The sequence below is a fragment of the Streptomyces sp. NPDC018019 genome (genome assembly GCF_044327805.1).
In the GTDB taxonomy this organism is placed as follows: domain Bacteria; phylum Actinomycetota; class Actinomycetes; order Streptomycetales; family Streptomycetaceae; genus Streptomyces.
Map to the genome: position 1 here is coordinate 111,208 of NZ_JBIRGD010000018.1, position 16,497 is coordinate 127,704.

General features: G+C 73.0%; 19 protein-coding genes and 7 tRNA genes. 11 read left to right on the forward strand and 15 right to left on the reverse strand.

Annotated elements, in window-relative coordinates; genetic code table 11:
• Positions 1-76: 76 nt before the first annotated feature.
• The 4 genes from ACH4FX_RS27505 to ACH4FX_RS27520 form a co-directional block, all read right to left on the reverse strand.
• Positions 77-634 carry an HIT family protein gene (locus tag ACH4FX_RS27505; protein ID WP_398483321.1) on the reverse strand — a complete coding sequence of 186 codons (558 nt, stop codon included), beginning with the start codon at positions 632-634 and terminating at the stop codon, positions 77-79.
• Between the two features lie 84 nt (positions 635-718).
• Positions 719-2,701, reverse strand: coding sequence for a threonine--tRNA ligase (thrS, locus tag ACH4FX_RS27510; RefSeq protein ID WP_398483323.1), 1,983 nt, complete (start codon positions 2,699-2,701; stop codon positions 719-721).
• 161 nt (positions 2,702-2,862) lie between these two features.
• Positions 2,863-4,053, reverse strand: a complete 1,191-nt coding sequence (locus tag ACH4FX_RS27515) for a hypothetical protein (RefSeq protein ID WP_398483325.1) — start codon at positions 4,051-4,053, stop codon at positions 2,863-2,865.
• The gene (locus tag ACH4FX_RS27520) at positions 4,053-4,619 is read right to left on the reverse strand and encodes a DUF4365 domain-containing protein (RefSeq protein ID WP_398483327.1); all 567 of its coding nucleotides are present in this window, start codon (positions 4,617-4,619) and stop codon (positions 4,053-4,055) included. Before ACH4FX_RS27520 ends, ACH4FX_RS27515 begins: the two co-directional genes overlap by 1 nt.
• Positions 4,620-4,806: 187 nt before the next feature.
• Between ACH4FX_RS27520 and ACH4FX_RS27525 the strand changes: the two genes are divergently transcribed.
• The gene (locus ACH4FX_RS27525) at positions 4,807-5,532 is read left to right on the forward strand and encodes an exonuclease domain-containing protein (RefSeq protein WP_398483329.1); all 726 of its coding nucleotides are present in this window, start codon (positions 4,807-4,809) and stop codon (positions 5,530-5,532) included.
• A gap of 73 nt (positions 5,533-5,605) precedes the next feature.
• Here ACH4FX_RS27525 and ACH4FX_RS27530 read toward each other — a convergent pair.
• The 4 genes from ACH4FX_RS27530 to ACH4FX_RS27545 form a co-directional block, all read right to left on the reverse strand.
• Positions 5,606-5,677: transfer RNA gene (locus ACH4FX_RS27530), tRNA-Val, on the reverse strand.
• Positions 5,678-5,824: 147 nt separating this feature from the next.
• Positions 5,825-6,286 carry an SRPBCC family protein gene (locus ACH4FX_RS27535; protein WP_398483331.1) on the reverse strand — a complete coding sequence of 154 codons (462 nt, stop codon included), beginning with the start codon at positions 6,284-6,286 and terminating at the stop codon, positions 5,825-5,827.
• Between the two features lie 87 nt (positions 6,287-6,373).
• Positions 6,374-6,445 (reverse strand) — tRNA-Val (locus ACH4FX_RS27540).
• Positions 6,446-6,519: 74 nt separating this feature from the next.
• Positions 6,520-6,984 carry a TIGR02611 family protein gene (locus ACH4FX_RS27545; RefSeq protein ID WP_398483333.1) on the reverse strand — a complete coding sequence of 155 codons (465 nt, stop codon included), beginning with the start codon at positions 6,982-6,984 and terminating at the stop codon, positions 6,520-6,522.
• Between the two features lie 190 nt (positions 6,985-7,174).
• Here ACH4FX_RS27545 and ACH4FX_RS27550 point away from each other — a divergent pair, with 190 nt between their 5' ends.
• Together ACH4FX_RS27550 and ACH4FX_RS27555 are read left to right on the forward strand one after the other, a co-directional pair.
• Positions 7,175-7,588: an SsgA family sporulation/cell division regulator gene (locus ACH4FX_RS27550; RefSeq protein WP_003987206.1), complete on the forward strand. Its 414-nt coding sequence runs from the start codon at positions 7,175-7,177 to the stop codon at positions 7,586-7,588.
• A 237-nt stretch (positions 7,589-7,825) separates the two neighbouring features.
• Positions 7,826-8,392 carry a CGNR zinc finger domain-containing protein gene (locus tag ACH4FX_RS27555; RefSeq protein ID WP_398483335.1) on the forward strand — a complete coding sequence of 189 codons (567 nt, stop codon included), beginning with the start codon at positions 7,826-7,828 and terminating at the stop codon, positions 8,390-8,392.
• 27 nt (positions 8,393-8,419) lie between these two features.
• On the opposite strand, the gene ACH4FX_RS27560 is transcribed toward ACH4FX_RS27555, so the two are convergent.
• Both ACH4FX_RS27560 and ACH4FX_RS27565 read right to left on the reverse strand, forming a co-directional pair.
• Complete coding sequence (locus ACH4FX_RS27560; protein WP_398483337.1) at positions 8,420-8,593, reverse strand: hypothetical protein; 174 nt, start codon at positions 8,591-8,593, stop codon at positions 8,420-8,422.
• 173 nt (positions 8,594-8,766) lie between these two features.
• Positions 8,767-9,219, reverse strand: a complete 453-nt coding sequence (locus ACH4FX_RS27565; protein ID WP_398483339.1) for a hypothetical protein — start codon at positions 9,217-9,219, stop codon at positions 8,767-8,769.
• A gap of 191 nt (positions 9,220-9,410) precedes the next feature.
• Between ACH4FX_RS27565 and ACH4FX_RS27570 the strand changes: the two genes are divergently transcribed.
• Positions 9,411-9,935: a DsbA family protein gene (locus tag ACH4FX_RS27570; RefSeq protein ID WP_398483340.1), complete on the forward strand. Its 525-nt coding sequence runs from the start codon at positions 9,411-9,413 to the stop codon at positions 9,933-9,935.
• 31 nt (positions 9,936-9,966) lie between these two features.
• Here the strand turns inward: ACH4FX_RS27570 and ACH4FX_RS27575 are convergent, their stop codons facing one another.
• The 3 genes from ACH4FX_RS27575 to ACH4FX_RS27585 are packed head-to-tail and all read right to left on the reverse strand — an operon-like array spanning position 9,967 to position 12,724.
• Positions 9,967-10,797, reverse strand: a complete 831-nt coding sequence (locus tag ACH4FX_RS27575; RefSeq protein ID WP_398483342.1) for a GNAT family N-acetyltransferase — start codon at positions 10,795-10,797, stop codon at positions 9,967-9,969.
• Between the two features lie 35 nt (positions 10,798-10,832).
• Complete coding sequence (locus ACH4FX_RS27580; protein ID WP_398483344.1) at positions 10,833-11,657, reverse strand: aminotransferase class IV; 825 nt, start codon at positions 11,655-11,657, stop codon at positions 10,833-10,835.
• Positions 11,654-12,724 carry a chorismate-binding protein gene (locus ACH4FX_RS27585; RefSeq protein WP_398483346.1) on the reverse strand — a complete coding sequence of 357 codons (1,071 nt, stop codon included), beginning with the start codon at positions 12,722-12,724 and terminating at the stop codon, positions 11,654-11,656. The genes ACH4FX_RS27580 and ACH4FX_RS27585 overlap by 4 nt, the downstream gene beginning before the upstream one ends.
• Positions 12,725-12,901: 177 nt before the next feature.
• Here ACH4FX_RS27585 and ACH4FX_RS27590 point away from each other — a divergent pair.
• The 5 genes from ACH4FX_RS27590 to ACH4FX_RS27610 all read left to right on the forward strand — a co-directional run bounded on the left by ACH4FX_RS27590 (position 12,902) and on the right by ACH4FX_RS27610 (position 13,380).
• A tRNA-Gly gene (locus tag ACH4FX_RS27590) sits at positions 12,902-12,974 on the forward strand.
• Positions 12,975-13,009: 35 nt separating this feature from the next.
• A tRNA-Cys gene (locus ACH4FX_RS27595) sits at positions 13,010-13,083 on the forward strand.
• A gap of 1 nt (position 13,084) precedes the next feature.
• Positions 13,085-13,156: transfer RNA gene (locus ACH4FX_RS27600), tRNA-Val, on the forward strand.
• A 47-nt stretch (positions 13,157-13,203) separates the two neighbouring features.
• Positions 13,204-13,275: transfer RNA gene (locus ACH4FX_RS27605), tRNA-Val, on the forward strand.
• A gap of 33 nt (positions 13,276-13,308) precedes the next feature.
• Positions 13,309-13,380, forward strand: a tRNA-Val gene (locus ACH4FX_RS27610).
• Positions 13,381-13,613: 233 nt separating this feature from the next.
• Here the strand turns inward: ACH4FX_RS27610 and ACH4FX_RS27615 are convergent.
• Both ACH4FX_RS27615 and ACH4FX_RS27620 read right to left on the reverse strand, forming a co-directional pair.
• Positions 13,614-13,820, reverse strand: coding sequence for a hypothetical protein (locus ACH4FX_RS27615; protein WP_398483348.1), 207 nt, complete (start codon positions 13,818-13,820; stop codon positions 13,614-13,616).
• A 228-nt stretch (positions 13,821-14,048) separates the two neighbouring features.
• The gene (locus tag ACH4FX_RS27620; protein ID WP_398483350.1) at positions 14,049-14,318 is read right to left on the reverse strand and encodes a hypothetical protein; all 270 of its coding nucleotides are present in this window, start codon (positions 14,316-14,318) and stop codon (positions 14,049-14,051) included.
• 203 nt (positions 14,319-14,521) lie between these two features.
• Between ACH4FX_RS27620 and ACH4FX_RS27625 the strand changes: the two genes are divergently transcribed.
• Both ACH4FX_RS27625 and ACH4FX_RS27630 read left to right on the forward strand, forming a co-directional pair.
• Entirely contained in the window at positions 14,522-16,018 is a 1,497-nt protein-coding gene (locus ACH4FX_RS27625) for a protein kinase (RefSeq protein WP_398483352.1), read from the forward strand.
• A gap of 68 nt (positions 16,019-16,086) precedes the next feature.
• Entirely contained in the window at positions 16,087-16,485 is a 399-nt protein-coding gene (locus ACH4FX_RS27630; RefSeq protein WP_398483354.1) for a DUF4440 domain-containing protein, read from the forward strand.
• Positions 16,486-16,497 lie beyond the last annotated feature (12 nt).

Genomic DNA, 16,497 nt, shown 5'->3' on the forward strand with positions numbered 1-16,497 from the left:
AGGGCAACCTGTCGGAAAGTGGTCGATTTATCCGATTTAAAGGAGTACGTGTCTCGGCCGCGCTGCGGCGTCCGGGCTACTGCGGCCAGGCGTCCGCCAGCATCTTGCGGGTGTCGGCGAGCAGCTGCGGCAGCACCTTGGTCCGGCCCACCACGGGCATGAAGTTGGTGTCCCCGCCCCACCGCGGCACCACGTGCTGGTGCAGGTGGGCGGCGATCCCGGCACCGGCGGCGGCGCCCTGGTTGAGGCCGATGTTGAAGCCGTGCGCGCCGGAGGCAGCCCGCAGGGCGGTCATCGCCCGCTTGGTGAACTCGGCCAGCTCCAGCGTCTCGGCCTGGTTCAGCTCGGTGTAGTCGGCCACGTGGCGGTACGGGACGGACATGAGGTGGCCACCGTTGTACGGATAGAGGTTGAGCACCGCGTAGACGTGCTCACCGCGGGCGATCACCAGCCCGTCCTCGTCCGACTTGGCCGGAATCGTGCAGAAGGGGCAGCCGTCCTCGGCGCCCGGTCCGGTCGGTTTGTTCTCCCCCTGGATGTACGCCATCCGGTGGGGCGTCCACAGTCGCTGGAAGGCGTCCTGTGTCCCGACTCCGATCTGCTGCTCCGGCTCACTCGTCATGCGGGCCAGCATATTCCCCGGCCCGTAGCCGAATGCGGCGAGGGGCGGCCCGGGCCCGGACCGCCCCTCGGGTGCCCCGCGCGAGCGGGGCCCGTCTCACACCTGGATACGGCGCTCCACCGCGTCCAGCATCTCCGCGATGGCCTGGGCCTTCGGGATGCCGTTCTTCTGCGACCCGTCCCGGTAGCGGAACGACACCGCGCCGTTGGCCACGTCCTCGTCACCCGCGATGATCATGTACGGGACCTTGCTGCGCTGCGCGTTGCGGATCTTCTTCTGCATCCGGTCCGAGGAGGCGTCCACGTCGATGCGCAGGCCCTTCTTCTTGGCCTCGGCCGCGAACTCCTGGAGGTACGGCACGTGGTCGTCGCCGATCGGGATGCCGGTGGCCTGCACGGGGGCCAGCCACACCGGGAAGGCACCTGCGTAGTGCTCCAGCAGCACCGCGAAGAACCGCTCGATGGAGCCGAACAGCGCGCGGTGGATCATGACCGGCTGCTGCTTGGAGCCGTCGGCCGCGGTGTACTCCAGACCGAAGCGCTTGGGCTGCTGGAAGTCGACCTGGATGGTCGACATCTGCCAGGACCGGCCGATCGCGTCGCGCGCCTGCACGGAGATCTTGGGTCCGTAGTAGGCGGCGCCGCCCGGGTCCGGGACCAGCGGCAGCCCCTGCTTCTCGGCCGCCTGGCGCAGCGCCTCGGTGGCCTCCTCCCACTCCGCGTCCTCGCCGATGAACTTGTCGGACTCGGGGTCGCGGGTGGACAGCTCCAGCTCGAAGTCGTCCAGGCCGTAGTCGCGCAGCAGGTCCAGCACGAAGGTCAGCAGCGAGTCCAGCTCGTCCGCCATCTGCTCCTTGGTGCAGTAGATGTGCGAGTCGTCCTGGGTGAAGCCGCGGGCCCGGGTCAGGCCGTGCACCACGCCGGACTTCTCGTAGCGGTAGACCGTGCCGAACTCGAACAGGCGCAGCGGCAGCTCACGGTACGACCGGCCGCGCGCCTTGAAGATCAGGTTGTGCATGGGGCAGTTCATCGCCTTGAGGCGGTAGTTCTGCCCGTCGAACTCCAGCGGCGGGAACATCGCGTCGGCGTAGTTCGGCAGGTGCCCCGAGGTCTCGAAGAGCCCTTCCTTCGAAATGTGCGGGGTGTTGACGAACTCGTAGTCCGCGTCCTCGTGGCGGCGGCGGGAGTAGGTCTCCATCTCCCGGCGGATGATGCCGCCCTTCGGGTGGAAGACGGCCAGGCCGGAGCCCAGCTCCTCCGGGATGGAGAACAGGTCCAGCTCGGCGCCCAGCTTGCGGTGGTCGCGCTTCTCCGCCTCGGCGAGGAACTCCAGGTACGCCTTCAGCTCGTCCTTGGTCGGCCAGGCGGTGCCGTAGATGCGCTGGAGCTGCTTGTTCTTCTCGCTGCCGCGCCAGTAGGCGGCGGCCGAGCGCATCAGCTTGAAGGCCGGGATGACCCGGGTGCTCGGCAGGTGCGGGCCGCGGCACAGGTCCTTCCAGCACAGCTCGCCGCTCTTGGCGTCGAGGTTGTCGTAGATGGTCAGCTCGCCGGCGCCGACCTCGGCGGACGCGCCCTCGGCGGCCTCCGCGGCGGAGCCCTTGAGGCCGATCAGCTCCAGCTTGTACGGCTCGCCGGCCAGCTCGGCGCGGGCGTCGTCGTCGCTCACCGGGCGCCGGGCGAACTTCTGCCCGCGCTTCTGGATCTCCTGCATCTTCTTCTCGATGCGCTTGAGGTCCTCGGGGGTGAACGGGGTCTCGACGTCGAAGTCGTAGTAGAAGCCGTCCTTGATGGGCGGGCCGATGCCCAGCTTGGCCTCCGGGAACAGCTCCTGCACGGCCTGCGCCATCACGTGGGCGGTGGAGTGCCGCAGGATGTCCAGGCCGTCCTGGCTGGTGATCTCCACGGGCTCGACCTCGTCGCCCTCGGCGAGCTCGTACGCCAGGTCCTTGAGCTGCCCGGCGACCCGGGCCGCGACGACGGAGCGCTCGCCCTGGAAGAGGTCGGCGGCCGTAGTGCCCGTGGTCACCACGCGTTCTTCCCGCTCGGAATCGCGTTGGACGGTCACACGGACGTCTGACACCGGTCTCTCCTGACTCATGTCTCCTGCGCGTCAGCGGTTGCTGCGCAGCCGAATCGTACCGAGCCACCGGTCTTCCTCGCGAAACGGTTGTGCCGGCCGTCCCCCGGGCAGGCGGACGCACCGGCCGGCGCCCCCGGTCCGGCCGGTGACCCGCGCGCCGCTCAGTCGCCCGGCAGCGGCCCGCCGCACGCCTCCTCGAAGAAGTCCAGATTCTCCTGGAGCGACTTCAGCAGCCGGTCCCGCTCGGCCTCGTCGACCTGGACGGGGGTGACGTCCGACGCGCCGGTGATGCGGCGGAAGCCGCCCCGGCTCTCCAGCCGCCCGCTGACCCGGATCGGCAGCCCCACCAGGTGGGCGTGCCCGGCGATGCGGTAGTCCTCCTCGTCCAGCGCGACCCGTACCTGCATCACGTCGGCGCCGGTCAGCACCCGCAGCCGCACCGCGCCGGGGCCGCCGGGGCGCTCGCGCCGCAGCCGTACCACCGCGCCGGTCACCCGGACCGGCAGCGACGGCTCGTCCCGGACGTAGCGCTGGGCGGCCTGCTGGAGCGCGGGCAGGTCGCCGGGCGAGAACTCCACCGGCTCGGGCCGGGCGGCGAACCCGGGCGGCGGGCCGGCCCCGGGCGACCACTCCACCGATATCCGCACCCCCTCCGCCTCCCGCACCAGCGAGATCAGCGCCTCCGCCAGCTCGTGGCACACCCCCAGCTCCACGGCCGCCTCGAACGCCTCCATGCCGCCGGTCGCCCGCTGGTAGTCCGTGGCGTCGCGGGTGGCGTGCAGGGCGCGCTGGAGTCCGGCGACGGCCGCGCGGCCCGCCGCCACCGGGACGTAGGCGGTCAGCCGCCGCCCGGCCGGCGCGGGCCCGACCAGCACGTCCGCCATGAACGCCTCGGCCTTGCGCTTGTGCCGCGCGCCGTAATAGCCGGCCCGCCCGTACGTGCCGAGCGCGCCGGCCATCAGCATCGAGCGCGCCGCGGTGCGCAGCTGCTCCTGCGCCACCCACGGCGTGCCGCCCGCCCCGGACTCCGGCACCTCGCGCTCCCAGCGCACCTCGTCGCTGGGCACCGCGAGCGCCGCCAGCACCTCGCGCGCGGACGGCGCGGCGCTGTGCGCGAGGGCGGCCAGCGCCTCGGCGATGAGATCGGTGCTGTCCGGGAACGTCCGGGTCTGCGGTACGAGCAGGCTGGTGCCGCCGGCGGCACCGCCGGGCGGCGTCCAGCGGGCGTAGTGGCCGGCGGCGCCTCCCCGCCGCCGCCAGCCGTGCCGCGCCAGCAGGGCGCCGAGCACCGCCGGGTCCAGCTGGGCCGGATCCGGGAGCCGGAACTCGTACTCGTCGATCGGCCGGTGCATCAGGGTCTCCCTCCCGCCCCGACCCGCGTCATGATCTCGCAGAGCGCGCGGTCGTCGAAGATCCGCGTGGTCGGGATCCGCACGTTGGTCCTGCGCCGGCCGGTCACCCGATGGCCGGCCAGGTTGATCCAGTAGCAGCTGTGCCGCAGTTCGAGACGGTCGTGGCCGGCCCGCAGCCAGTCCTCCTGGGTCCGCGGCACCAGCATCACGACCAGGATCTTGTGCACCGCCACGGGTGTGCGCGCCAGCTTCACGAGATGGTCGTTGTCCAGGGTGAAGGAGAAGCCGGCACCGGGCGGCCCGGGGGCGACCTGGTACGTGCACTTCAACTGCACCTTGATGGTCACTTCGTCGTCGACGGCATGGCCGGGCGCGCCGTGGCTGACGTGCCAGTCGATGCCGTTGTCCGGGAAGGGCTGGGCCAGCGAGCAGCCCGACGCGGCGGCCACCGCGTGAAGATAGCCCACCTGGAGCGTCTCCATACAGGCCGTGGTGGCGAGCGCGCCGCGCGGCGGAGCCGTCCGCGCGGGCACCAGTCCCCCCGGGTCGGGCTGCGCGAGCGTCATCGCTCAAGTGCCTTCCGGGCCGGATCGTCCGAAAGGGCCGTCACCGCGGCGACGGCCCGTTGCTGTGTTCTTGTCCGCCCCAAGTGGTCAGCAAACCAGGGCGGTTCGACAACCGGAACCCTCGGGTATCACCTGGTCGGGTGGCCGCGACGGACCACCCGCCGCACGAGCGCGAGGAGTTGTGAGAATGCCGTGCTGGTACGACGGCCCGCTGGCCTCCTTCGACACCGAGACGACCGGGATCGACGTGGAGCGAGATCGCATCGTCGCCGCGGCCCTGGTCGTCCAGGAAACCCCGCGCAGCGTGCCCCGCGTCACCCGGTGGCTGGTCAATCCGGGCGTCCCGATCCCCGAAGCGGCCACCGCCGTGCACGGTCTGACGGCCGAGCACCTGGCCCTGTACGGCCGCTGGCCGTCGCCCGTCATGGAGGAGATAGCCCGCGCGCTGACCGACCAGTCGCTCGCCGGGCGGCCGCTGATCGTGATGAACGCGCCGTTCGACCTGACGCTGCTGGACCGTGAGTTGCGGAGGCACCGCGCCGCCTCGCTCCCGCGCTACCTGGGCGCCCACCCGCTGTCCGTACTGGACCCGCGGGTGCTGGACAAGCACCTGGACCGCTACCGCAAGGGGCGCCGCACGCTCTCGGACCTGTGCGCGGAGTACGGGGTCGAGCTGACCGGCGCCCATGAGGCCGCGGCCGACGCGGTCGCCGCGCTCCAGGTCGTACGGGCGCTGGGGCGCCGCTACGCGGAGCGGCTGGAGTCGCTGAGCCCGGCGCAGCTGCACGCCCGGCAGGCGGTGTGGCACGCGGCGCAGGCGCGCGGCCTGGAGGCGTGGTTCGCGCGCAACGGCACGGAGGAGGCGGTGGACCCGCACTGGCCGATGCGCCCGGACCTCCCGGCCGCGGCCTGACCTGCGCCCGCCGCCCGCTCCGTACAACGCCGAAGGCCGGACTGCCTGTTGACAGTCCGGCCCTCGGTCCCGGTGGGCGATACTGGGTTCGAACCAGTGACCTCTTCGGTGTGAACGAAGCGCTCTCCCACTGAGCTAATCGCCCGGGTCTTTTCGTGTCCCCGGGGTTTCCCCCGCGAACGACCTGAACAATACAGGCCGCTGCGCCTTTCCATCAAATTCCCCGACCGCGCATTCCCGTTCCCCCCTCCGGCCGCGGACCGGAACGGCCGGAAGAACTCCCGCGCGGAGGTCACCCGCGGGCCAGCCGGGACGCCAGTCCCCGGCGCCCGGCCCGCATCATCAGGGTGTGGTTGGCGAGGAAGAACGGCCGTCCCGGCAGCGCGAGCCGGCGCAACGACGGCTTGCGCAGCTCGACCTCCTGCTCGAAGACGGCACACGTCCCGCGGCCGGCCGCGCCCACCGTCCAGCGCGCGAAGCCCTCCAGGTCGCCGCGCATCGCGATCTCCAGGACGCCGGTGCCGGGGTCGCGCCGCGTCTCGGTCGCGGTGACGGTGAGCACGTACGGGAGCAGGGAACGGAAGCTCGCGGTGCCGCTGCGCCCGTCGACGCGGGTCACCCGGCGCACTTGGGGCCACCACTGCGGATACGTTTCCGCATCCTCCAGGACGGCGAACACCGCCAGCGGCGGCGCGGGCAGCAGCCACTCGCTGCGGAAGCGGTACCGGTGCAGGACATGCGGCCAGGCCTTCATGGCCCACAGTCTGCCGCGCCCGGCGGCCCCGGCACCGGGAAACGGCGAAGGCCCGGAGGTCGGGGACCTTCGGGCCGTCGGCCGGTGTGGGCGATACTGGGTTCGAACCAGTGACCTCTTCGGTGTGAACGAAGCGCTCTCCCGCTGAGCTAATCGCCCGGGCGCAGAGAGAACATTACCGCACGTCGGAGGGGGCTCACGACCACCCGCGGGGCCGGGCCGCCGGACGGCGGTCACGCATCGGCGTTCCACGGCAGCACGAAGCCGAACTTCCACAGGTAGACGGCGAGCCCGGCCACGATGATCACCGCGCCGACGCTGGTCAGGATGATGTTGCGGCGGCGCACCTTGGGGTCCAGCGCCTTTTGCGCGGCCTCGGTGACCTTGCGCTTGGTCCAGCGCAGCACCAGCTGCGCCCAGACGAACTCGGTCGCCCAGATCGCCATGCCGGCGAAGATCACCAGCCAGCCCGGCCCCGGGAGCGGCAGCATGATGATGCCGCCGACGACCACCGCGAGACCGACGACGAAGATGCCGACCTGCCAGCTCAGGTGCAGGGGGCGGGAGCGCCGGATGAAGTGCGGCGCCCGCGATCCGAGTCGCTGTTCCACGTCCGCAGTCTCCCCCGCGGCGGCCTGCTCCGCAGCCCGGGCCGCTTCGGCGGCGACCCCGAGCCCCCCGTTACTCTCCGTATTCATACGGCCCAACCTACCGGACGGAAGTCGGTCACCGGAATGGCCGTTCAGGAGGATTGGCAACTCCGCCGTAAGAGGTACCGGAAGTCACCCAAAACCCTCAGAGGGGTTTACAACGGCACCGTAGGTGGCATGTCGATTTCGCCGACGTGCGAATCCCCGAGCGCACACTGAGCGAAAGGCCCTGGCGCTTATGAACACCACGGTCAGCTGCGAGCTGCACCTGCGCCTCGTTGTGTCGAGCGAGTCGTCACTGCCTGTACCCGCGGGCCTGCGGTATGACACGGCCGATCCCTATGCCGTGCACGCGACCTTCCACACCGGAGCCGAGGAAACGGTCGAGTGGGTCTTCGCCCGCGACCTCCTCGCCGAGGGCCTGCACCGGCCCACGGGCACCGGAGACGTCCGCGTCTGGCCGTCCCGGAGCCACGGACAGGGCGTGGTCTGCATCGCCCTGAGCTCCCCGGAGGGCGAGGCCCTCCTGGAGGCCCCGGCACGGGCCCTGGAGTCGTTCCTGAAGAGGACCGACGCGGCGGTGCCACCAGGTACGGAACACCGGCACTTCGATCTCGACACGGAGCTCTCCCACATCCTCGCGGAGAACTGAACGGCGGCGCAGCGGCCCCTCGCGGCCATCCACCGCACCGAACCGCTCACACCTGCACCGTCCGACTCGGGGCGACGGGACAGGCCCGACAAGTTCATACGGCACGAGCCGGCGCCGTCGCCGCGGACCCACCGCGGAGACGGCGCCGAGGCTTGTTGGACGCGCTAGAGTCGGCGACCATTCGGCAAGGACCCCGGGGCGGCGCCGTCCGACCCCGCCCGGCCAGGGAGCGAACCCGTGATGATCACCCACGACACCCGGTGCGCGCTCGACGCGGTCGTCGACCTGTTGAACACCGCTCCGGAAGGCGACGCGCCCGGCGCCCCGGACAGCCTCGGCGATCTGTCGGCGCTCCGGGCGTTCGTCGCGCGCAACGCGGTCAGCGACGTGGGCACGCTCGACGAGCGCGACCTGGCCGCCGTGCGGTCGGTACGGGCGCGGCTGGCGCAGGTCTTCGCGGCACCGGACGACCGTACGGCGGCCGAGCTGCTCAACGAGCTGGTCGCGGCGGCGGGCACCACCCCACGGCTGACCGACCACGACGGCTACGACTGGCACGTGCACTACTTCGCGCCGGGCGCCTCGGTCGCCGAGCACCTGGCGGCGGACGGCGGGATGGCGCTGGCGTTCCTGGTCGTGGCCGGGGAACGGGAGCGGCTGCGGCACTGCGAGGCCCCGGACTGCCGGTTCGCCTTCGTGGACCTCTCCCGCAACCGCTCGCGCCGCTACTGCGACAGCCGTACCTGCGGCAACCGGCTGCACGTCGCCGCGTACCGGGCGCGCCGCCGGGAGGCCACCCGCTGACGGCGCGGCCGGCCGCCGCCCGCGGCCTCACAGCAGGAGGAGGTCGTGCAGGGCGCCGATGAGCAGGAGGACGGCGATGACGGTGAGGAAGAGCATCAGCGGCGGCTGGGACAATGCGAAAAGACAGCCACGCGGTTCGGGGGCCGGGGGCTTCGCCGGTGTGACGGCGGGGTCCCGGGGCAGGGCGCACTCGTCGTTCATCTCGCGCCGATGATGGCGCAGGTGATCAGGCCGGACCGGCCGGATCACCCCTCAGCACCGGGAGTTCATCCCATCCCGTGCTTTTCCGTGATCGCTACGGTGTCCGAGAGGTCACCCGCCCGGTACGCACGGCGGGCCCGGAACCAGTTCGCGCGGCACCGGCTCCGGTGTCCTCAGATGCCGTGCTTCTTCAGGATGGCCTCGATGTCGGAGAAGTCCTCCTGCGGCGCGCCGCCCTTGCTCCGGCCCGCGGGCTGCCCCTCCCGGGCGCCCGCGCCGAGCGACGGGGCGGAGGCCGCCGGCGCCACCGCTTCCGGCCCCCGCTGCCGGGCCGCGGCCCGCCGCTCCCTGCGGCTGCCGCCGGCCTTGAGGGAGTGCCGCTCGGCCGCCCTCGCGACCAGGAACAGGACGACGGAGAGGGCCAGCACGCCGAAGCCCGCCCAGACCGTGGGCTTGAAGACCACGTCGGTCAGCCAGTCGATCACCCCGGTCATCACCAGGCCCACGGGCACCAGGGAGAACGCCGCGATGCGCGTCGCGGCCAGGAAACGCCTGCGGTAGGCCGTCAGTGCGGCGATGCCCAGGCCCGCCGCCGACACCGCGGCACAGACGGTCGAGGTCAGCATCCGGTCCTCCTGCCGGTCGAAACTCGTGCGGCGCGCTGCGTCGGGCGACGCCCCCGCTCCTCCGCCTTCCATCCTGCCCTGTCCCGGACGTCCGGGGCCACGATCGGGAGCGGGCTCAGGGACATCTCGGGGTCGGGCTCCTCCGCAGGTCCCGGTTCGGGCCGGCCGGCGCTTGCTGGGAGACTGGCCCCATGAACGACGCCACCACCTCCGGCCCGGCCCGCCCCGTCGTCCTCGACGTGTGGTGCGAGCTGCAGTGCCCGGACTGCACCGCCGCGCTGGACGACCTGCGGGCCCTGCGCGAGCGCCACGGGGACCGGCTGGACATCCGGCTGCGCCACTTCCCGCTGGCCAAGCACCCGCACGCGTACGCCGCCGCGCAGGCCGCCGAGGAGGCCGCCGAGCAGGGCAGGGGCTGGCCGTACGTGGAGGCCGTACTGGCCCGTACAGAGGAGCTGGGCCGGCAGGGCGAGCGGCTGCTGGTGGCGGTGGCCGGCGAACTGGGCCTGGACGCCGAGGAGATGGACACCGCCCTCATCGACGGCCGGCACCTGCTCGCCGTCGACGCGGACCAGGCGGAGGGCAAGGCGATCGGCGTGACCGGCACGCCCACGTACGTGATCGGCGGCGAACTGCTGAACGGCAGCAAGAGCCAGGAAGGGCTGCGCGAGCGCATCGAGGAGATCGCCGGGCGGCTGCTGGCGGAGCGGGACTGACGCGGCCCGCCGCGGTGGGCGGGCCGCCCGCTCACAGCAGGAGCTTGTGCAGGGAGTAGTCGGCCGGCCGGTAGCCCAGCGACTCGTACAGGCCGCGGGCCTGGGCGTTGTCCGCGAAGACGTTGAGGCCCAGTACGGCGCGGCCCGCGGCGAGGGTCTCCCGCTCGGCGACCAGCATGAGCGTCCGGCCGTGCCCCTGGCCGCGGTGTTCCGGCGCCACCCGGACGTCCATGACGTAGCCGCCGGGCCGGGCCCGGTCGTACGTCGTGGTCCAGACGGTGCCCACGTCCGCGCCCTCGTGGGCCAGCACGCGCAGCGACTGGTGGGCGGTGGCCGGGCCGTCCGGCAGCAGCCGGGCGTGCTCCTGCGCCGCGTTGCGTTCCGCCCGCTCGCGCGACATGCCGTGGGCCACCTGCACCTCGACGTACTCGGCGTGCGCGGCGGCCAGCCAGCGCGGGTACTCCGCCGCGTCGAGCGGCCGGTCGGCGCTGCCGGCGGGCAGGCCCGGCCGGGCGGTCAGCTCCTTGCGCATCCGGCGGCTGTGCTCCGTGTAGCCGAGGGCGGCGGCCAGCCGCAGGGCCACGTCGGCGCCGGCCGGCACGTCCACCGTGATCCGCCGGCAGCCCCAGCCTCGCAGCACCTCCTCGGCGGCGAGGGCCGCGACCGTGCCCCGGCCGCGGTGCCGGTCCCCCTCGTCGATGCGCAGGGCCGCGATGCGCCCGGCGGACGGTCCCAGCCGGGCGTCCGTGGCCAGGTCTATGCGGCCCACCGGGCGGCTGTTGACGCAGACTTCGTACGTACGGGCCCGGCCGCCGTCGTCGCGTCGCTCTTCGGGCCCGGCGGGGCGCAGCGTAGTGGTCACGCTGACTTTCTACTCGGTTTCCCGTGCGTACGTCATCAGCGCGGGTCGAAGTCGGCGGCGGCGCGCTCCGCGAAGACCCGCATCGCCTCGGCGGTCAACGGGCCGGGCGCGTCACCCAGTTGCCGCCCGTCCACCCGGGTGACGGCCTGCACGTCGCGCAGCGTGGAGGTCAGGAAGACCTCGTCGGCGCGCTCCAGGACGTCCAGCGGCAGATCGGTCTCCTTGGCGCCGGTCCACTCGACGGTCAGGGCGCGGGTGATGCCCGCCAGGCAGCCGGCGGAGAGCGGCGGAGTGTGCAGCACGCCGTCCAGCACCACGAAGACGTTGGAGCCGGTGCCCTCGCAGAGCCGGCCGACGGTGTTGCCGAACAGCGCCTCGGAGGCGCCCGCCGCGCGGGCCCTGGCCAGCGCGACGACGTTCTCCCCGTACGACGTGCTCTTCAGGCCCGCCAGCGCGCCGCGCTCGTTACGGGTCCAGGGGACGGTGACGACCGCGGTGGTGTCCGGGCGGCGCGGGGCCTCACCGAGCGCGACGACCAGGGTGGTGCCCGCCTCGCCGCGGTCCGAGCCGAGCGGCGAGAGGCCGCCGGTGTAGGTGATGCGCAGCCGGCCGAGCGGCATCGGGTTGGCGTCCAGGACGGCCGCACAGGCGCGCCGTACCTCGTCCAGGTCGGGGTCGGGCAGGCCCAGGCCGCGGGCGGAGGAGGTGAGCCGGTCCAGGTGGCGGGTGAGGGCGAAGGCCCGCCCGTCGACGGCCCGCAGCGTCTCGAAGACGCCGTCGCCGACCGTCAGGCCGTGATCGAAGACCGAGACCCGGGCGGCGTCCGCGTCGCGCAGCCCCCCGTCGAGCCAGATCTTCATGGTCGTCTCCCTCCGCTCGGCTCGTGTCGGCCCGACGCTACCGCGAGCAGCCTGCGGGCCTTGAGCTCGGTCTCGTCCCACTCCCCCTCGGGGTCGGAGCCCCAGGTGATCCCGGCGCCGGCGCCGAAGCGCAGCACCGGGCCCTCGGGCGCGGCGCGGTCGATCCAGAACGTACGGATGCCGACGGCCAGCTCGCCGGTGCCGCGGTCGGCGTCCACCCAGCCGATGCCGCCGCAGTACGGGCCGCGGGGCGCGGTCTCCAGCTCCTCGATGATCCGCTGGGACGCGAGCTTGGGGGCGCCGGTGATGGAGCCGGCCGGGAAGGTGGCGTCGAGGAGGTCGGCCCAGCCCGTCTTCTCGTGCGCCTCCGCCAGCTCGCCGCGCACGGTGGAGACGAGGTGGACGAGCCCGGGGTGGGCCTCGACCGCGCAGAGGGCGGGGACGGTGACGGAGCCGGTGCGGCAGACCCGGCCGAGATCGTTGCGGACCAGGTCCACGATCATCACGTTCTCCGCCCGGTCCTTGTCCCGCAGGTCCTCGGGGACCCGGCCGGTGCCCTTGATCGGGCCGGACTCGACCGTGCGCCCGTGGCGGCGCAGGAACAGCTCGGGGGAGGCGGTGGCGACCTCGGTGCCGTGCGCGGGGAGCCGGACCGCGCCCGCATAGGGGGCGGGGTTGCCGCGCGCCAGGACGGCGGACAGCGCTTCCACGTCGGCGCGCGCGGGGTCCGGCAGCGGCGCGCTGAGTATGCGGCAGAGGTTCACCTGATAGACCTCGCCGGCGGCGATGTGTTCGCGTATGCGCCGTACGCCCGCGGTGTAGGCGGCGCGGTCCAGGGAGCTGCGCCACTCCCCCGGGGCCGGGCCCCGCCAGCGGGCGGGGTCCGGCGGGGGCACGGTTCCGGCGTCCCGCACGTCCCCGAAGCGCGCGCAGATCAGTCCCCCCTCGTAGTCGGCGACGACGGCCCACCAGCCGGCCGAATCCAGGGCCTCCGGATCGCGGGTGACATCGCGCAGGTCAGTGGCTATGCGGCCGCCGAAGCGGGCGAGCGGGGGGAGGTCGTTCACGCCATCGAGTCTATGGCTGGGGCCCGGCGGCCGCCCCGATCGGGCGAGCACCGCAGCACGCTGCACAAACGCGTTTTTGTACTGGCCCCGGAATCCGCTAGAGTTCAACACGTCGCCGGGACGCGGAAGCGAAACGGAGACGGGGTTCCTCCCCGGACCTGGTCCGGAAAGGCACCTGCGGACGTAGCTCAGTTGGTAGAGCACCACCTTGCCAAGGTGGATGTCGCGAGTTCGAGTCTCGTCGTCCGCTCGAAATGGGGGATCTTCCCGACCCCCCGCACTCCTGGTGGAGTGGCCGAGAGGCGAGGCAACGGCCTGCAAAGCCGTCTACACGGGTTCAAATCCCGTCTCCACCTCCAAGGACGATTAGCTCAGCGGGAGAGCGCTTCCCTGACACGGAAGAGGTCACTGGTTCAATCCCAGTATCGTCCACTGGTCCGCAAGGACCGCTTCCCCCGCCTTCGGGCCGGGCGGAACCCGCGCGATTAGCTCAGCGGGAGAGCGCTTCCCTGACACGGAAGAGGTCACTGGTTCAATCCCAGTATCGCGCACGCACCACCCCGCGGCTCCGGCCGCGGTCCCGAGGACGATTAGCTCAGCGGGAGAGCGCTTCCCTGACACGGAAGAGGTCACTGGTTCAATCCCAGTATCGTCCACACCGTACGGCCGAGGGCCGGAGCACACCGCTCCGGCCCTCGGCCGTTGTGGCGTGCGGGGTGCCGAGTGCGGCCGCGGGCCGACGGGGCTCGACGGGGGCCGGGCCGGACAGACCGATGGCCGGGCATCTCCCCAGATGCCCGGCCACTCTGCCGTCCGCCGCACCCCCGTCCCCACGGGGTTTCGGCCGGAAATCCCCCGTCCCGGGCCGCTCTCCCGGGACCGGGACGCCTCAGCGCCCCAGCAATCCGGCCACGGACGACGCCTGTGTCATGACGGCATCCCAGCCGCCGAACACGACGGCGAGCACCACCGCCAGCGGCAGCACCATGGCCACCGCGACGAGGGGATGGCGCTTCTGGGAGCTTCGCCCGCCGAACGCCGGGGCGGCCCCGCGCCCTTGCGTACGAACGACCGTGCGCCCGAAGATGTCCGCCATCGCCCCGCTCCCGTCACGTCTTGGGGCGGCGGGCGTCTGACCTCGGGGGACGAGTGCGTTCACCCGCCGCTTGCCCACAACATTAGGCAGCCGGCGGGCCCGGGTCGTCATGCCGTCGTATGGATTGGGCGGCCTACGCGAGGAGGACGGCAGGCCGCGGCGCGTACTCCCCTGGGTGGAGACGCGCCCCCGGGGACCTGGGGACATCCCCGAGGGGACGCCCCCGGCTCAAGCCGTGGGCCCGCCCGGGAGGAAACGCTCCCCGGCCGCCTCGGACTCCTCGGCCCGCGGCACAGGATGTTCGACCAGGGCCAGGACCCGGTTGGCCATGAAGCGGGCCGTGCGGACCACCGAGCCACTCCGGGTGACTTCGCTCACTTCCACCACTCCCCTGCGCACCGCCGTCTCGACCCTGCGGCCCGCTCTGCTCGCCACCACTTCATACGCCCGGGTCGTGTCCCCGGCGTCCACGACGATCTCGACTCGGTCACCCTTCACCGCGTCAATCCCCCTTCCGCGACGGAACATTGGGAGCGCACGCGGGAGACCGGAGCGCGCCGCGCCCGGCTTTCCCCCACTTCTTCAGGATCCCACCGGCCACTGACAATCCGGTTGCCGACGCATGCGCGGCCTATCAGCACAGCGAGCCGTCAATCCGTAAGCTGTGCCACGTCAGACGGGACCGGGCAGCGGGGATGGACATGGCGATGATGCGGCTCCGGCGCGAGGACCCGCGTGTCGTCGGTTCGTACCGGCTCCACCGGAGGCTCGGCGCGGGCGGGATGGGCGTGGTCTACCTCGGCTCCGACAAGCGCGGGCAGCGGGTGGCCCTGAAGGTCATCCGGCCGGACCTGGCCGAGGACCAGGAATTCCGCTCGCGGTTCGCCCGCGAGGTGTCGGCCGCGCGGCGGATCCGGGGCGGCTGTACGGCGCGGCTGGTCGCGGCCGACCTGGACGCGGACCGGCCGTGGTTCGCCACGCAGTACGTGCCCGGGCCCTCGCTGCACGACAAGGTCAACGACGAGGGGCCGCTGTATCCGGCGCAGGTCGCCTCGATCGGCGCCGCGCTGTCCGAGGGCCTGCTGGCGGTGCACGACGCGGGCGTGGTCCACCGGGACCTGAAGCCGTCCAACATCCTGCTCTCCCCCAAGGGCCCGCGCATCATCGACTTCGGCATCGCGTGGGCCACCGGCGCGAGCACGCTCACCCACGTCGGTACGGCGGTCGGCTCGCCCGGGTTCCTCGCGCCGGAGCAGGTGCGGGGCGCGGCCGTGACCCCGGCGACCGACATCTTCGCGCTCGGCGCCACGCTCGCGTACGCCTGCACCGCGGACTCTCCGTTCGGCCAGGGCAGTTCGGAGGTCATGCTCTACCGCGTCGTGCACGAGGAGGCGCAGCTGGCCGGTGTGCCGGACGCGCTGGCCCCGCTGCTCGCGGCGTGCCTGGCGAAGGACCCGGCGGACCGGCCCAGCACGTTGTCGCTGTCGCTCCGGCTGAAGGAGATCGCGGCGCGGGAGGCGCAGGGGCTGTCGGTGGCGGGACCGGGGGACGGCATGCCGGGCCGGGCGGCGCCCGGCGGGCGTGGACCCGGGCGCGGCTCCTCGGCCGGGCGCGGGCCGTCTTCCGAGCGGGGGGCGTCGGCGGAGCGGGGGCCGGCGGGGCCGGCTCCCTCGGCCGAGCGGAGCACGCCCGTGCGGCGCAGGCCGGCGGTGCGTCCGCAGGCGGACCGGCCGACCGGGAAGCGTGCGGAGGAGTACGCGCGGCAGCGGACGGAGCGGCGGGCGGCGACGCCCGCGCCTCGGCCGCAAGGCCCGCAGGGTCCGCGGGGGGCTGCCGGGGGCCCGGGGGCCCCGGGCGGGACCGCGCCGAAGGCACGGGGCGGACGTCCCTCGGAGCGGCCTTCCGTGCCGGGTGCGCGGGGCGGGCGCGGGTCGCGGGGAAACGGTTCACGGCCGGGCCCGGTGCGGACCGGGCCGCGTACGGGCGCCCGTACGTCGGGCGGTGCCCGGCGGCCCGGGCCCGACCGGCGGTTGCTGCGGCAGCGGATCATCGTGTTCTTCACCGTCACGCTGCTGGTGGCGTTGGGGATCGCGGTGGCGCAGGGGTGCCAGGGTCCGGCCCGGTCGTTGGGGACCGAGCGGCCGGCGTACACGTCGGCGTCCGTGGCGGAGGCGCCGCCGGGGGCCGGGCATACCTGAGCCGCGTGCCGACCGGATCTTCGGAATTCCGGTGTCCGGCGCTGCCTGCCGGGTGTTAGCGTCGCGCCGTGTCCAAGACTGAGATCGACGCCCTCACCACCGAGTTCTTCGGTGCCTTCGACAATCGGGGCGGCCGGGCCGCCGATGTGGACCGGATACGCCGGCTGGTCCTGCCCAACGGCCTGATCGTCGTGACCGGCCCAAAGTTCACGGCCTACACCGTCGAGGAGTTCATCGGGCCCCGGCGGCAGCTGCTGTCCGAGGGGCGGCTGGTGGAGTTCGCCGAGTGGGAGACCTCCGAACGCACCGAGATCGCGGGCGACATCGCGTCGCGGTTCGGCACGTACCGCAAATCCGGGATCATGGACGGTGCGCCGTTCAAAGGCGGCGGGTCCAAGACCTTCCAGTTCGTCCGCACCCCGGAGGGCTGGCGGATCGCCGCCTTCGCCTGGTACGACGAGCCCTGACCGCGGCGGGTG